Consider the following 15,877-nt stretch of genomic DNA (forward strand, 5'->3'; position numbering starts at 1 on the left):
AGCTTGTAGAAGTCCTCACGGCGCGATCGCCCTCCTCTCAAACGGTACATTAGCCAAAAATTGTTTTCCAAGCAATAATTGACAGGGCTAAATCGGCGATCGCGTGACTGATGTAACTAGCCCAAAGCGAACGATAGGTGAGATAACACCACGACCAAATTACCCCAGCTAGGAATACTGCTAAGGAGCCTAACATCACTCCTTGCCACTGCGTATAAGCTGCTAAAACAATGATATGATGAAGAGTAAAAAATATAGCACTCAGAAATATTGATCCGGTTCCAGGTATGAGAATCTCACACTTTTTGTAGACAAACCAGCGCCAAATAAATTCTTCAATCAATGAGTTGATTAGTACAAAATAGCCTTGGACTATTAAAAAAAATATAGGATTGACCAGCCCCATTTGTTGCACCTTGGTTTTGGCATCAGCCGCATCGAGCCACTGTTGACCGAACAGCCAGTAAGTACCCATAATTATCCCGAACATTAACAGTCCCAAAACCATGCCTACTAACAATTCTTGATATTTGGGTGGGGATAAATGCAGTTGGTAGCGATCGCGCAAAACAGACCAGACGAGGGGTAAAAATATTAGCCAAAGTCCGCCCAATACTGAAATTATGGTTCCGACTATTCCGGGAGCAATAAATAAGGACATTGCTACACCAATGCTAGCGGCAGGAACTACCAGAATTAGAGCTAATTTCGCATTTTGGCGATCGCTATGTTCGACCATGATATTGACTCCCGTAAAATTTCTATAATTATCAGGCGTTATAGATGCTTATTCTACCGATTTGGGAGCGACCAAATAGCCTGTTACCACATGATGAAACAGGCTTTATGGCCTGTTTGTTTATTGTGAAACAGGCCGGAAAGTAGGTTCTATAATAATGATGGATCTTTCAATGCACCGCCAGCAAGGGCAGTTAAAATCGCTACACCAAAGGCCAGCCGATACCAGACAAAAATCCAGGTCTTCTGAGTTTGCAGAAATTTCATCAACCAGGCGATGGAAATATAGGAAAATATAAAGGATGAAATTGTTCCCACTATCAAAGCGACAACAGTACCTTCACCAACCCCTTCACCCAAAGCACTTTTCAACTCAACTAAACCAGCCAGAGTAATTGCCGGAATTCCTAACAAGAAAGAAAACCTTGCCGCCGCAGCTCTTTGTAATCCGATGAATAATCCTGCTGTCAGGGTAGAACCCGATCGCGAAACACCGGGAATTATTGCCATTGCTTGAGCTAATCCCATGATAATGCCATCTTTGACTTCTAATTTTTCGTAATCCCGTTGACGCTTGCCAGTTTTTTCGGCTATTGCTAATAGTAAGGACATGACGATGGAAGCAATGGCGATCGCCCCCAAACTCCGCAGTGGCGATTTGTCAAAATCTTTAACAAATATCTTGATTAACAGTCCAAAAAGCATAATAGGTATAGTACCCAAACCAATTCCCAGGGCCATCCGAAACTCTTGAGAATCATAGTCAGAGCGGGTAATAGCTTTAAATGCACCAATAGTTATAGTTGTCAAGTCTTTCCAAAAATATAACAACACAGCCACAATGCTGCCCAATTGAATTACACCAACATAAGCAACACCGGGATCGCGGCCCCAAAGAGCCACTGGAACTACCTTCAAATGAGCAGTGCTGCTGATGGGCAAAAATTCAGTTAATCCTTGGACAATTCCTAAAACAATCGCCTCAAATACACTAATTGGATCGGGTCCGGCAACATTAGCAGCCGGGGTTTGAGCTAGAATTACGTCAAGCAAAGCAATCATTTGTTGTCAATTCCTAGTTGTCAGTTCCTATTCGAGCTGAATCTTAGTGCCGATCGCAACTAAAAACATCTTAAAATAGGTAGTCAAGAACCAATTTAACCCACTGACCAGCATTTGCCGACATTTGCTGATAAAATTAATCGTGTTTTGCACGCTTTTTCGCCACTTTACAGCAACTGCCAACAAACTATGATATTTTCCAACTACCAAAATTTAATTGCTACTATTGCTTCTGGCAAAAGCTGGCAGCGGCGAATCTTGTCTGCTAGTGTTTTAACTTTGGCGATCGCCCTTAGCTTCATCCTGTTCATTAGCCCAGCACCAGCCTACGCAACTCTCACAGACGATCGCTTCGACGGTACAATTTTTGCCCTCTATGGTGGCAACGGTTCCCTAGTCCCTCCCAAAGTCACGATCAAAGATTCTTTCAAACGCAAAAAACCAGTATTACTGGTATTTTACACTGATGATAGTAGCGACTGCAAGCAATACGCTATAGTTGTCTCTAACCTCCAGGAATTTTACGGTCGGGCAGCCGATTTTATCCCTGTATCCATCGATTCGCTTCCTGCAAAACCAGCAGCAGAATTAACCAATCCGAGCCATTATTACGAAGGTTTTGTACCTCAAACAGTGATTCTCGATCAATCGGGTAAAGTTGTTTTTAATGCGAAAGGACAAGTGCCCTTTGAGCAGGTAGATGATGCCTTTAGGAAAGTATTTGATTTGCTACCTAGAGACAAATCACTCCCGTTAAAACGGCGGATTGTGAACGAACTAAATACTGAGCTATCGAAGTAGTAATTGGTTATTTGTTGTTGTGTGTTGTTGGCAGTACCCTGAGCGAAGGGTCTAAGGGTTATGGGTTATTAGTTATTAGTCAGGAATGAGCTATTAGCAGTAATCAGGAATTTGTGAGGAGCTGTCAATAACAAATAAACAACAGCGAACAACGAATAACCAACAACAAAATTCTTAAACTCTCTCTTCTCTTCCTTCGCGCCTTCGCGGTTAAATCATTCCGATACAACTGGAATTTATCTAACAAATAACCAATCACAAATAACCAATCACAAATAACCAATCACAAATAACCAATAACCCTTGCATCCCTAAAGCTATCAAGGCAAAATAGATGTGAACTGTTTAACCTCAAATCATGACCAGAACCTTAATTCCCGTGATTCTCGCCGGCGGTAAAGGCGAACGTTTTTGGCCGCTAAGTCGCAAGCAGCGCCCCAAGCAGTTTTTGAGTCTCGATGGTAGCGGTAAGAGTTTGCTGCAAGCTACTGCTGAAAGACTATTAACATTAGGTAACGGCTGGGAAGATTTGTGGGTAGTAACATCAGAAATGTTGGCCGATGGTGTGCGAGAACAGTTACCGCTGCTACCTCCTGAGAATTTGCTGGCGGAACCGGAGGGGAGGGATACTGCGCCCGCGGTGGCTTGGACGGCTATAGAAACGGCTAAGCGTTACGGTGAGGATGCGGTTGTCGGGTTTTTCCCCGCGGATCACTGGATTGGGGAACCGGAGGAGTTTGAGAAGACTTTGGCCGCGGCGGCGGATTTGGCGAAAAATCAGGATGCGATCGCCACTTTGGGAGTCAAACCGAGTTATGCTTCCACTGGCTACGGCTACATCGAACAAGGGGAGGAAATCGGCAGTTTTGGCGGTTTTCCGGCGTACCGCGTCGCCCGGTTTACCGAAAAGCCCGATCGCGCCACCGCTGAGGAATTTGTAGCCAGCGGCAAATTTAGTTGGAATGGCGGAATTTTTGTATTTCGAGTTGGCACTGTCTTGACAGAATTGCGAAATTATGTACCGGAAATGATGGCTGCTTTGGAGGCAAAAGGGGCCCAGGCTTACTCAGAATTGCCGAAAATTAGCATTGATTATGCGCTGATGGAAAAGACGCAAAAAGCTTGTGTTTTGCCTGTAGGATTTAGTTGGGACGATTTGGGAGATTGGAATGCGATCGCCCGTTTGCTGCAAGGAGACAAACCGAATGTCGAATTAGCAAAACACGTCGGCATTGATACCAAAGGAGGCATTTTCTATGCAGCGGATGAGAATGAAGTCATTGTCACCATTGGTTTAGAAGATGTGGTAGTTGTCAGAGATGGCAATGTGACTTTGATTGTGAAAAAAGAGAGAACCCAGGAGATTAAACAAGTAATCAAAGTATTGGGAGAAGATGAGAAATTGCAAAATTTGCTGTAACGACTGAGACGACGATATCAGAAACCCGTTTTCTTCATAAATTTTTCGTTATCTAACGCAAAAATTGTAGAAACCGGGTTTCTCGCCTGCGGGCGCGGGCAATATTTACCCTTTAGTTAGTGTTATTTTTTCAGGGTGTTATATATAGTGTGGGGATTCTCATCTGTTTAGCTAAAGCTGAGTGCAATTTTTAGCAGCAGCAGCCTGTTGTCGCATCAGGTTAGCAGTGTTACAAGCAGATTGAGATACTCTTAAATTAGATTTCCCAACGCCATGAGCCAACAACTGAGATGGTGGCTCTAAACTAATATCTTTAGGTTGTTTCTCTGCCATTTTCTTGGAAAACTGTGGCGCTGATTCCAGAAACTTTTCGATGGGAATTCCCCAACTCGATCGCACCATTAATTCCCGCATCGGTTCACAGGGTTTCGATCCATCCTGAAACACATAAGGATCTCCCCAAAGCGGATAAGCGTGCATTCCGTTGACAGCTACCACCTCACCAGCCAAATTCAGCACAGGACCACCGCTCATCCCTTTTTCAATCTGATTGTCATAACCCAGTTGATAGCCATCTTCGAGGGATTTTTCAGGTATGAGCGATACTCGTCCGGTAGTGAATTTCCATCCGGCTCGATCTGACTTTTTAACTTCAGCAGGAAACCCAGCAGCATATACTTTATCCCCTTCTTTAACCATTGCAGAACTTCCCAATATACCTATTGTGTAGTCGGATTTGGTACTGGTAAATTGCAACATTGCTAAATCTTTCCCGGCAAATTGAGTTGGCAAAAATCTGGTAGCAGAGTGAATTTTACCGTCGGGAGTTTGGATGCGATAGGTTTCCCCTGACTGCAATACATGATCGTTCGTAATCACAGTATAAACTCGATCTTGACGCTGAATGATAATCCCGGAACCCCAATTATCCCCCGAAAACACTTTCACAGTAATTGAACGAGCTTTCTGAAACATCGCTGTTTTGGCTAAATCTTCCGCCCTCTGGGGAAGCGGTTGTTTCTGGTTCTCCCGTGACAATGGTTTGACTGTTTTTCCCGGCAAATTTAGTGGTTGAGCCGCTAGTGAATTCACAGGGAGTTTTGTGAGTTGAACTTTCGATTCTTGAGGTTGCAGTGCTGCATCTGTGCGGACAATTTCTGTCCCAGAAAAACCTCGACTGTGTACTTGAATGGCTACTCCGGTTAAGATACCAGTAGTACAGCTAAAAATTACTAGGGAAAGCCAATTCATCAAAATTACATAATTTAGTTAATGGGAAGGGGGACTAAACAGAAGCATCTTGTCCCTTATTAAGGGGGGTTGGGGGGTTCAAATTCTATGCAGTCTTACCAAACAGGAGTATTATCAGATTGCGAATTCCGCTCACTTTCTACAGCAGCCTGTTCGAGATATTGGCTCATATCTATATAAAGACGAGATGTGCTTTCATTGAGTGGGCCTGAAGCGCGGACGCGCACAGCCATGAGACTCTTTAATACTTGATTTGGATCGCTGCCTGGTTTGAGGGTGAATAGTAATCCACTGCAATTACCTCCTTCGCTATTGGCAATACAAATTACTTGCTGGTTGTTCATCATACCAGTCGTTAGGTAGTTCAGTTTTCCGTTTAGGAAGTATTGCTGAAATCTGGCAGATACTTCCAGACAGCGCCGTTGCTCACTGTAGCCTGCTTCGCGGAAACGATCGGAAGTCCACCGGATCACCGGTACGTCACCGCGATTAGTCTGAGCAATGGTTGCAGGAACACCGTTGCTTTGACCGCAGACAAATGCTTTGGTTTGAAGGCCAGTTTGAGCACTAGCATAGCTCCCGATCGCACTAAAAGCAAAGGCGATCGATCCTGCCGCAACACTCAATCTCAATAGCTTGTGTTTGTTCATCCTCAAAACTCCTGGTTTTTTTAGTTAAAAACTTAATTACTAGCACCCACCGGCGAGGTACCAGGACGGCAAATGGGTTTACCCTGAACGTATAGGGGATCTGGCGGGCGGATGTTGCTGGCTTCATCGGTTTCGCAGACGATCGACACTGTGACAGGATTGCTATTATTAGCTGTTTCCGTCAAAAACACTGCTCCCACATAGGCTTTTTGACTGGGGTTGAGAGGAATAGCATAGTGATATGCTCCCCTAGTAGTCGTGTGAATCGCAAAGTTGAACTTCGACATGGGAAGTTGAATATTAAAGGAGCGTTGCAGCAAACTGACAGTACCAGTAAATGCACCGTTGCGCGTGCGGAAGGTTTGCTGGCCGCGAATTAAGGCTTGAAGTGCTGATTCGGCTCCCGGCGATGTAGCCTGTCGCATCGCTTGAGGTGCTGGCTGACTAATTGGCTCTGGTTTTGGCGCAGGTATTACCCTTGGTTGCTTAGCTTCTAGGGAGTTATTGGGTGCTGGAGCTGTTTGTGACACACTCCGGGAAGCCTGCTGTGGCTCCATTCTTGCGACTTGGTTTCTCGGTAAAGATATTCCCAGCCCGCTGTTGAGTGCCATTTGGAAGCCATCTTCATTTCCTGCTGCTCCCGCGAGGGATGCTGCTTTTTGATTGTCTTCATTGGCTCCTTCGCTGTCCCCGACTATCCGACGTACTTCGCTGCGACGGTTGTACCCAACGGGGCTGTTGGGAGCTAGGCGGATGGCTTGGGCTATGTCAGCGTTGGCGCCTATGTAGTCTTTGATTTGAGCGCGGCTGACACCCCGCAGGCCGTAGGCATCTGCAAAGTTAGAATTGATTTGGATAGCTCGATCGAAGTCGGCGATCGCTTCTTTATGATTTGCCAATTGAGCGTTGCTAGCACCACGAACCCGGTGAGCTTCGGCTAATTGGGGATTGTTTTGGATAGCTTTGATGGCATTTTCTAGAGCTGCTCTGTAATTTTTTTGAGCGAAGTTAGCATAAGCTAGACCGTTGAAAACATCGGCGGAGTTTTGATTGAATCGCAGTCCTTGGCTGAAATCGGCGATCGCCCCTTGATAATTTTGCCGTTTCAGTTTTTCTTTTCCCTGTTCGGCGTAAGCTTTAGGAGCCAGTTCCACAAAGGTATTGATGGGAATTCCTAAGTTTACCCAGGCTTTGGCGATAGTCTCTTCTCTGTTTGCATCTGTACGTCCGTGAATGCCAATCACACGGCCGCGAAGATCGAGAATTGGCCCTCCGCTCATTCCCTGACGAGTGGGGTTGGTATAGATTAATTCATACCCGTCATTTACCCGCTCGCGAGCTGAAATTTGTCCGGCTGTCATCTGACGAATTTGTCTTGTAATCGTTTCCCCTGGCTTTGGCCAACCGGAAACGTAGACTTGTTCTCCGACGGTGACTGTTTTAGAATCTCCCAATTGTGCTATCTCGTAATTGCCAGAGCTGACAAAGGGTACGATCGCCAAATCGACTCCCGGTAATTCGATAATGTTGCTGCTTTCGACTCGGAAGGAATTGCGATCGGGGGTGAGAATTTTAAATTCGCCTCCTCCCTCTATTACGTGTTTGGCAGTCAGTACATAATAGGTACTTCCTTCCCTAGCAATAATTATCCCTGAACCCTGAGTTTGTCCTTCAATTAATACTGTAATTTGTTCAGCAATTTTGTTGACTTGTTCGGCGGTTTGTGCTACCGCATTTTGCATCTGGACCACTGCTATGGTTGCACCGATCAGCGCTGCTGAAAGTCCGTATTTAAACTTAATTGTCATAGGATAATCCATTTCCAATCTTAACTAATATTCTTTGATTCGGAACGACTTACTTATCGAGATCGTTATCACCACAAGGGAAGCTCCGGCTCTGAGTCGTTTTTTTTGATGTTAGTGGGAGATGGGGCCATGGGCAAAATATTTCGATCGCCTGGAATGCCGACTCTTGGGGGAAACTCGTTTAGGAACAAATTCCTTTGCATATCAACAGAAACGGTTGAGTTTTTTGCAGGAGGAAATTGTGAGAGTTGACTGTCTGAACCCCAAAGAGGTGGTAATTGCTCATATGAACCACTTCCCCCAGAGGAAGTGCCACCTTGAATGATGTTGCAAACTGCTATTGGCTCCCTACCCTCCGCAGGTTTAACGCAATCTTTTTGCAATTTTTGTGCCATTTGTTCGCATTGCGATCTAGAATTAATTCCTAAAACTTGGAAATCCTCAGATACCCACCTAATTACTGGTATATTACCCTGGGCTGTTTGAGCTATGATTGTTGGCTCTTCATTAATTGTGCCGCAAATAAAAGTTAATTCTTGAGCCTTGCTGACACCGATCGAGCTAATGGTGTTTGCCCAAGTCAATGCTAATGTTGTGCAAATTGCATTTAACACTTTCAATTTCAAAAATCACCTCCTTCTCCCTGAACAATCCTCTCATATTTACTTACAAGTTTTGATTTTTTTTGAGGAAGACGGGTTTTTCAATAATTCATCTATTATCTTCCACTTGCTCCCGTCTACCCCTTAATCCTCATAAAAATTCCTCTTAAAAAAGTGGGCCACTAGCATCAGCTTCCACAGACTGCGGGGAGCTAGATTCTGCATTTTGGCTGTTGATATATTCACCCATGTTAACATATATTCGATCGTTCATTTCGATATATACTGGGTTAGAAGGCGCGCTTTCATTCAGTGCATTTGCGCCACTAGCTCTATCTCGTAAATTCAACAGGCGTTTTAATGTATCTCGCGCATCGCTCCCCGGTTTAACTGTAAATAGCAAGCCGTTGTTTGGCAAGTCGCTGGCACAGTTACCACCCTTGGCGCGGGCTACACAAATTACGGATTGCCGGTTGATAACTCCTGTGGTTAGGTATTTCAGCATTCCGGCTTTGTGATACTGTTCAAATCTGCCAGATACCAGTTCGCACCTGCGCTCTGTATCGAATCCTGACTCTGAGAAACTATTAGAAACCCACCGGATTACTGTGACGTTTCCTTGCGCTCTTTGTAGAATAGTTGCTGGCTGACCTCCACTTTTGCCACAGACAAAGCCTGTGGTTTGGGCGGATATTGGACTGCTATGGATAATAGTGGTAACAAGTGCGATCGCAGATGCAGTAATCAGCGATATCGTTGGCTGAATTTTCATGGGGATTTTTATTCCTGATTTGCTTGATGGATGTTTGGGGATGAATAGGATTGCTAATTCTGATTAGGTATATCTTAAATCAACGCCATTTCGGGCCAAGGATTTGGGAATGGATAACTGACTCGCAGCAAACATCCTGATTCAACTAGCCTTCGCTGTCGGCTGACTATTTTTGTCTACCTGCCTGTTGCTTGTAATTATAAAGCAAAACTTAGAAATAAAATTTAAACATTTAAGGAAGAACAGGACCAACGGAAATGTGATGATTCTTTAACCTGACCTTTTGCATCATTCTCAATCAGCCTTGTATGAACAGGAGCGATGGCTGGTTCCACAATAGAATTAAATTTGATTCTAGATTCGAGATTAGAAGAGGGGGTCTTTGTCAGGTTCAGGAGTTGGAGAATGGGGGAGAGAGGGCGATGATTCTGGGGTTGATGGCGACTTGGTACTCTCAGATGGGGGTCGAAAAAGGTCGTCAGGAGTTGGTGTTGCTTGGGGGCTAGCCGGTGGCGGGACGGAATTTTCAATGTCTTGAATCTCACGATCGCATTCTGCTAAACTAGCTTTCACTTTGTCAGCTACGAAGGAATCAGAAGCAATTGCTTTGAGCTTGTCTGCTGCTTGAGTCCACAGAGCTTTCTGTTTTGATAATTCGGTTTCTTTTGGTGCATCGGCTGCGATCGCCAGAGCTTCTTCCAATTGTTTCTGGGCTTGTTGTTCCCTTGTCAAACGCGCTTCCATCCCCGTCAACTCGCTTTGATAGGAAGGTAGCAGCTTTTGGGTGTCGGCGTGGACTTTGGCAGTTTGCGGAATGCTTGATAGTTGGTCGATCGCGCTTTTCATGCGATCGCGAGCCGTCTCCAACTCTGGGGCTGTTTGAGCATTTTGTCCTAAAACACGAGCGTCACCAGCCTGTTTGACCGCGCTGTTGTAACTTTCATTAAAGGGTTTATCTGCAAGACAGTTATTGAGAGCACCGCATAAAAAACCGATGCGCGGGGACTCAAGGGCGACGACTCCACCGACTAACAGCAGAGTTGGGAAGGCAATTAGGGCGATTGTTTTCCATGGACTTGAATTGCGATCGGGCTTTCTAGGATTGTCTGGATTGTCTGGATATTGATTATTATCTGGAGAAAGTTCAGTCGGAGGTAAGCCAGAACCTTGACTCACTTCAGTTTTTGATGAACTCATCATAGTTTTTTTGTGTATTTGGCTATTATTATCGAGAGCATTTAATACTTCTCTAGCGGACTGATAGCGATCGCTCGGTTTTTTCTCCAACATCCTATCAAGTATCCCAGCCAGTTTGTCCGTGACATTCGCGTGCGATCGCCACTCCCACTCCCCATCATAATTAATCAAAGTATTGGGTGCTTTACCAGTTAACAAGACAATCGCCGTCACCGCCAAAGCATACAAATCGCTATTCGGGTAACACTCGCCGCCCCGCAACTGTTCCGATGGAGCATAAGATCCTTTTCCTACATGAGTATATTGGTTTGAATTCCCAGTTGTACTTAGCTGTGTCTCCGCATATTTAACCACACCGAAATCAATCAGCAATGGCTTTTGTTTGCCATTTGGCAGCATGATATTGTCCGGGGAAATATCACGGTGAATAATCCCTTTTCCGTGAATATATATGAGAACATCGAGAAGAACTCGCAGCCATTGAATAATCTCCTTTTCGGAAAATATTTGACCTTGCAGTAGTAAATTCCAGTATGTTTGACCGTTGACAAATTCCTGCACAATAAATAAGCGTCCATTGTCCTCAAACCACTCCAGAAACTCTGGGATTTGGCGGTGATTTAGCTTGGATAAAATCTTGGCTTCTCGCTCAAATAATTCCCTAGATTTTTGCAAGGCTGCTGGCGTGGTATTGCTGGGAGCAAACTCCTTGAGAACGCAGTTATGATTATTTTTTATATCTAACGCTAAATAGGTGCGACCAAATCCACCTTGACCCAAAAGTCGGTCAATTTGGTAGCGATTTTTCATCAAAGTTCCAGCCGATAATTCTGGTATTATCACTATTTGCTAATCCTAATTCTATAGTTCCTTAACTGGTTCCCAGGCTCTGCCTGGGAAAACTCGGTTTCTCGCCCTAGCTATGTGACCTCAGAAACCGGGTTTCTTCGTGAATTTCTCGTTACCAAACGCCAAATTCGTAGAAACTCGGTTTCTCGCCCTAGCTATTTGCTCTCAGAAACCGGGTTTCTTCGTGAATTTCTCGTTACCAAACGCCAAACTCGTAGAAACCCGGTTTCTCGCCCAGCATAACTACAAAAACCCTCAACCAACTGAAGTTAGTCGCGTACCGCACTTAGCACAAAATTTAGAGCTAGTGGGATTTTTGTGCCCGCAGCTAGTACAAAACACAAAGTTTTGTACAGGTACTGTCGGCGGTTGAATTGGCGGTGCCGCAATATCAGTAGATACTGCCGTTCCAGATTGAGGCTGTGGCACAACTGGACTGCCAGCCTCCGGCGCAGACAACTTGTAAGTTTGGATCGCCTCTTGAATAATCTTGAGTTCTCGTTTATAAACAGGGCTTTCATTTCCTCCTTCTTTGTCTAACTCAATTTCCCGCTCGTCGAGATATGCCTTCAATTGGCTGAATAGTTGTTGTTTTTGTGGCAAAGTTTCCGCCGCAGTCAGGATTGCCTTCACCTGTTTTTCAATCTCTTCCTTATCAGGACGACACGCCACCACTTCCAAAAGTTGCACCGTTTCTTCCCAGCTAGAAGCCAGATCCACATTCTCTTGACCCAGCACAGTTCTTACCGTGTAGCGAATCACATTTTCCTTAGTATTACGGTTTTCTTCCCGCCGCAAAACGCCCAAAGCTCGTGCTTGCACCACCAATTCTAAAATTTTATTATCCTCTGGAAATACATCCCAAAAAGGCGGTTCTTTTTGAATGTGAACTGGGATCGGAGGATCTTTGCTTTCTCCCTTCGCTTTTGCCCGTTTTGCTTGAATCGATTGCCCTTTCCAATCTTGATAAGACTGTCGCAATTCCCGCATTCCTTCAATACACCGCAGCGAAAAACCGCCGACTTCTTGCACAAAAACAATCCGGTGGCGTTCGTCTTCTCCGAGCGGGGTAATTGCATCATTGCTACCCACCCGTTCTCTGAGCAAAGGAATTAATTTGATGGCGGCTGCTTCAGTGCTGTTACGCCCACCAACCAGGGCGGCTTTGGTGTTGAGTGCTTCCGTAAACCCTGCATCTCTGCCACTCATAATCGGCCTGGAAAGCAAAATTAAGGGTTTAGATTTGTCGTAGGCGATCGCCAATTGACTGCGGATTTCGCCTTCGTCATTTTTAAACATTTTGAACAGTCCGTCGCAGGCTGCTAAATCTCGCTTCAAGCGACTGCTATTAGGTACTGTATTGATAACTAACCGCGTTTTTCGATCGATAATTTCCTTGAAATCGGGATCTTGCACGTCCTGCAATTGCGGCAAATCAAACAGCCGCATCACCTCATTCGCCTCGCGGTTTTGTTTCCACATCGGACTAGCTTCTGCGAGGACTTGGCTTGACAAATTGCTGCAAGTTCCGTCCATCCCCAATTCATACTTGCTTTTCGCACCTTCGGAAGCACCTGCTAATTGCTCGATCGCATCTCGATACAAATCATTTAGCTGTTGACGGTCAAATAACTTGATACCGTTAATTACCAACACATCAGCACTATCTGCTTGTTGATTTGCTGCTTTTTGAAATTCATCACGATTTTGGCGCAACTTTTGATTTAAGCGAGCCAAACGAGTTTCTAACTCTGTTAAATGCTCTTGCAGCCTGACAATTACTTCTAATCCCAAGGCTCTAGATTTGCGCTGAACAATTGCAATCAAACTCCCCTCTAACCCGCTAAGAGCCGTAGCACAATACTTTTCCATAGCATCTTGTTTGCTCAAACCAAACTGCTCTTGGGAGTGTCGAATATCTTCCAAACCCTTTTGGTATTGTTGTTGGAAACGAGCCTCATTTGGCTCCCAAACTTTTTCTCCTTCCCGGCGAAACTTCTCAACAGCATTTTCAAAAATCTGCCGCACTTGTATGATAAAAGCATCAGCAAATTTTGGCCCTTTGTTGCGGTCTTCCAGAATCGTATAAAACTCGGCTTCTAGATTTTTGCGTCCTTCTTTGATAATTCGGTTGCGGTTATCGTACATTTTTTGCAGGTAATCGCCGTGCAGCCGTTCGTCGGGACTCATTTCGCGCAGGTGATCGCTGCGATATTCCTCGACTTTTTTCTGCAAATAATTGACAAATTCCAGAATGTTGCCTTTTTCTGAGCCGAAAATACCCAATAATCCTTGTTGGGTGCATTGCATTTTTTTATCTGCATTAATTTCATTACGGATACTATTTACCCAGTTAGAAAGTTCTGCTAAATAAGATTTATCGCCCGCTGCGCTCAAGTCAATCAGCATTTCCATTTCTGTCAACCGAATCCGTTTGAGGTCGCTTTGTACCACCTCCAAGAGATTGGGAACTAATTGCACAGATTCGTTCAGCCACCAAGTCACAAAATCAGCAGCTAGCCGATTGGATAAAGATGTGCGAATTTGGGCGATCGGAATTTCAATTGTTGACAGCCCAAAACTCATAAATTGTTTGGAATAGCCGCGGCCGCCAGGGTCTTGTGCAGCCCAGGAACCTTTAATGTTATCTCGGATCGATCGCTTGTGCGGAGCAAAATCTGAGGTCAAGTCCAGAAAGATATTTTGACCGATCATTTCCCGAATTTGGTCTAGGGGAAATTCAGTTTCACCGTTTTTAGTGCCGACTAAATAAGTGAAGTCAAAGGCTGGTCTTTTGTCCCGAATTTCATCCATCAAACCGGCGCTGTACTGCACTGCATACTCTGTGCGATAATCGGAAAAATAGCTCAATTCCATTAACGCTGCGTAACCGTTAGCTACAACCCGATCGCCTACATTGATGCCAGCAAAAGCGTTAGGCATCGGTACAATGGCTGTAGTTGTCACGCTCGATTGTCCTTGCAGCCACTTGCGGACAGCATAGCCAATATCGATCAGCATTCCACTGCCGGTACCCCCAGAAATTGAGCCGGTGATAAACACGTTGATGGAGTTAGTGTTTACGTTAACTTTGTATTGGTCTCGCATAAAATTCTCGTGATTTTTTACGCGATCGCACGCTGAATTAAATGCTTGTTTAATCTTATGATAGTTACAGAAAAAAGCAAACCGACCGCAGGCACGAATCTGTCCGGCTCCCGCTTCTAAAGCCGTCATATTTCGCTCTAATTCATTGGGAAACCAAGATTCTATCCAGGGGAAGTTCCCCATATTGGACATGATATTTTCAACTTCATTACCGCTGACTTTAGCAAAGTATTTCTCGTTGTCTTTAAACGGAGTTCCACCCGCACCAGGATTGTTGAGTTTGTATTCTTTGTCCGTATCAATAATCAAAAAACTGATAATTGGAAAATTGTTTAAGCTTCCGTAAGTTTCTTCTACTAACCGGCGCACTCTTGCCAGCACTTCATTACCCGTTCCTCCTACTCCGATTAAAATTGTAGGAACCATACTTTTTTCATCAACAGTAGCCATAAGACTCCTCCTTTTTGTTTTTAATTAACCCTGGATCAACTTAAGACTGAAACCCATAATAAATGTCGCTTGTAGTCGAGTCTCGATCCCCCTAAATCCCCCTTAATAAGGGGGACTTTGAACGGTATTGTTACTCTTATTAAGGGAGGGCGGACTTTGAATGCTCTTGTTCCCCCCTTATTAAGGGGGGCTAGGGGGGATCGAGACTCGACTACAAGCGAGATAGATCGTTGATTTCAGGCTTAACAACCATCGCCAAAAATTGGCAAACCAACTAATTTCCACATAATGCTAGGCGTAAAAGCAGTCCAGAAAAAGGCATTTCCCAACGCAGCCCTACCTGCTACAGTCATGTTCATTTTCATCATGCCTTGAAACAACCACCGATCGAGTGGCATAGTCAGCGTCCACATCAAGGCAATCCAAGCAGCACCCAACCAAAAAATTACCCATTTGATGTTACTATTGAGCTTGGGAAAAATTTTCTCTGTGAATGAAGTATTGAGATTTACATCGGCACCGGAAATATAAATGCCTCCTGTTTCTATAGTAGCTTGTTTGAGCGGCTCGAAACTTTTACCCCCGAAGGTAATGCCATTAATTTTAACTTTTTGAGCGGTGGCTTCGCTGACGCTTTGCGGGGAAAGTTCTATTCCGGCATCGCTAACAATTACAATTTCGCGGCAGCTACTTGGCGCTGTTTTAAAAGCATTTAATGCCTGCCGGATGGGAACATCTAGGCTGTCTTGGGGTGGTTCGGGTTGGATAGATTTAGGCAGGTTGGGATCTTGCAAAGCTCGGACTAATTCTGCTTCTACTTTTTTGGTATCTGCACTAAAGTTACTGGTTAATGCTGGAGCTTTCCCACCGCCAATCCCAAAGACTTGAATTGTATTTGGGTTTGTTCCTAATTTAGAATTTACCTCTAAATAGGCTTTGACTGCTGCTACTTCTTGCTGCATAATTGTGCCGGGAGCATTGAAGGCTTGGGGCTGGTAGGTGCTGCTGCTGAGATCGAGGGCGATCGCCACTGCAATATTGGGTCTACCAAACCCGAATATGCCAAACAGTGCTGCTGCAATTAAACAGAAGCACAGCAAGATTAATGGTCTTTGAAATAACGGATGTTGCCACAGCGGGCGTTGAGTTCTAATCACTGATCGACCTAT

12 protein-coding genes are annotated in these 15,877 nt (G+C 44.7%); 2 read left to right on the top strand and 10 right to left on the bottom strand.

Features of this window, described 5'->3' with window-relative positions:
- Positions 1-49: 49 nt before the first annotated feature.
- On the bottom strand, positions 50-739 hold the full coding sequence (locus AAFP14_RS00410) for a CPBP family intramembrane glutamic endopeptidase (RefSeq protein ID WP_341730374.1): 690 nt from the start codon (positions 737-739) through the stop codon (positions 50-52).
- Between the two features lie 149 nt (positions 740-888).
- On the bottom strand, positions 889-1,800 hold the full coding sequence (locus AAFP14_RS00415) for an undecaprenyl-diphosphate phosphatase (protein WP_341730375.1): 912 nt from the start codon (positions 1,798-1,800) through the stop codon (positions 889-891).
- Between the two features lie 189 nt (positions 1,801-1,989).
- Here AAFP14_RS00415 and AAFP14_RS00420 point away from each other — a divergent pair, with 189 nt between their 5' ends.
- Positions 1,990-2,601, top strand: coding sequence for a thylakoid membrane photosystem I accumulation factor (locus AAFP14_RS00420; RefSeq protein ID WP_341730376.1), 612 nt, complete (start codon positions 1,990-1,992; stop codon positions 2,599-2,601).
- A 358-nt stretch (positions 2,602-2,959) separates the two neighbouring features.
- Entirely contained in the window at positions 2,960-4,021 is a 1,062-nt protein-coding gene (locus tag AAFP14_RS00425) for a mannose-1-phosphate guanylyltransferase (RefSeq protein ID WP_341730377.1), read from the top strand.
- 171 nt (positions 4,022-4,192) lie between these two features.
- On the opposite strand, the gene AAFP14_RS00430 is transcribed toward AAFP14_RS00425, so the two are convergent.
- From AAFP14_RS00430 to AAFP14_RS00465, 8 genes are all read right to left on the bottom strand, one after another.
- Positions 4,193-5,272, bottom strand: coding sequence for a S1 family peptidase (locus tag AAFP14_RS00430; RefSeq protein WP_341730378.1), 1,080 nt, complete (start codon positions 5,270-5,272; stop codon positions 4,193-4,195).
- Positions 5,273-5,367: 95 nt separating this feature from the next.
- Complete coding sequence (locus AAFP14_RS00435) at positions 5,368-5,922, bottom strand: COP23 domain-containing protein (protein ID WP_341730379.1); 555 nt, start codon at positions 5,920-5,922, stop codon at positions 5,368-5,370.
- A gap of 32 nt (positions 5,923-5,954) precedes the next feature.
- Positions 5,955-7,730: a trypsin-like peptidase domain-containing protein gene (locus AAFP14_RS00440; RefSeq protein ID WP_341730380.1), complete on the bottom strand. Its 1,776-nt coding sequence runs from the start codon at positions 7,728-7,730 to the stop codon at positions 5,955-5,957.
- A gap of 68 nt (positions 7,731-7,798) precedes the next feature.
- A complete protein-coding gene (locus AAFP14_RS00445; RefSeq protein WP_341730381.1) occupies positions 7,799-8,344 on the bottom strand; it encodes a COP23 domain-containing protein in 546 nt (181 codons plus the stop codon).
- A 154-nt stretch (positions 8,345-8,498) separates the two neighbouring features.
- Positions 8,499-9,104, bottom strand: a complete 606-nt coding sequence (locus tag AAFP14_RS00450) for a COP23 domain-containing protein (protein ID WP_341730382.1) — start codon at positions 9,102-9,104, stop codon at positions 8,499-8,501.
- 366 nt (positions 9,105-9,470) lie between these two features.
- Positions 9,471-11,144, bottom strand: coding sequence for a protein kinase domain-containing protein (locus AAFP14_RS00455; RefSeq protein ID WP_341730383.1), 1,674 nt, complete (start codon positions 11,142-11,144; stop codon positions 9,471-9,473).
- Positions 11,145-11,405: 261 nt separating this feature from the next.
- Complete coding sequence (locus tag AAFP14_RS00460) at positions 11,406-14,708, bottom strand: tubulin-like doman-containing protein (protein WP_341730384.1); 3,303 nt, start codon at positions 14,706-14,708, stop codon at positions 11,406-11,408.
- 242 nt (positions 14,709-14,950) lie between these two features.
- Positions 14,951-15,865 carry a VWA domain-containing protein gene (locus tag AAFP14_RS00465; protein WP_341730385.1) on the bottom strand — a complete coding sequence of 305 codons (915 nt, stop codon included), beginning with the start codon at positions 15,863-15,865 and terminating at the stop codon, positions 14,951-14,953.
- Positions 15,866-15,877 lie beyond the last annotated feature (12 nt).

The organism is Microcoleus sp. EPA2 (assembly GCA_020882975.1).
Taxonomy (GTDB): domain Bacteria; phylum Cyanobacteriota; class Cyanobacteriia; order Cyanobacteriales; family Microcoleaceae; genus Microcoleus.

Bases quoted from the DNA above. Each gene is read 5' to 3' on its own strand.
- AAFP14_RS00410 (WP_341730374.1), bottom strand. From the start codon at position 739: ATGGTCGAACATAGCGATCGCCAAAATGCGAAATTAGCTCTAATTCTG.
- AAFP14_RS00415 (WP_341730375.1), bottom strand. From the start codon at position 1,800: ATGATTGCTTTGCTTGACGTAATTCTAGCTCAAACCCCGGCTGCTAAT.
- AAFP14_RS00420 (WP_341730376.1), top strand. From the start codon at position 1,990: ATGATATTTTCCAACTACCAAAATTTAATTGCTACTATTGCTTCTGGC.
- AAFP14_RS00425 (WP_341730377.1), top strand. From the start codon at position 2,960: ATGACCAGAACCTTAATTCCCGTGATTCTCGCCGGCGGTAAAGGCGAA.
- AAFP14_RS00430 (WP_341730378.1), bottom strand. From the start codon at position 5,272: ATGAATTGGCTTTCCCTAGTAATTTTTAGCTGTACTACTGGTATCTTA.
- AAFP14_RS00435 (WP_341730379.1), bottom strand. From the start codon at position 5,922: ATGAACAAACACAAGCTATTGAGATTGAGTGTTGCGGCAGGATCGATC.
- AAFP14_RS00440 (WP_341730380.1), bottom strand. From the start codon at position 7,730: ATGACAATTAAGTTTAAATACGGACTTTCAGCAGCGCTGATCGGTGCA.
- AAFP14_RS00450 (WP_341730382.1), bottom strand. From the start codon at position 9,104: ATGAAAATTCAGCCAACGATATCGCTGATTACTGCATCTGCGATCGCA.
- AAFP14_RS00460 (WP_341730384.1), bottom strand. From the start codon at position 14,708: ATGGCTACTGTTGATGAAAAAAGTATGGTTCCTACAATTTTAATCGGA.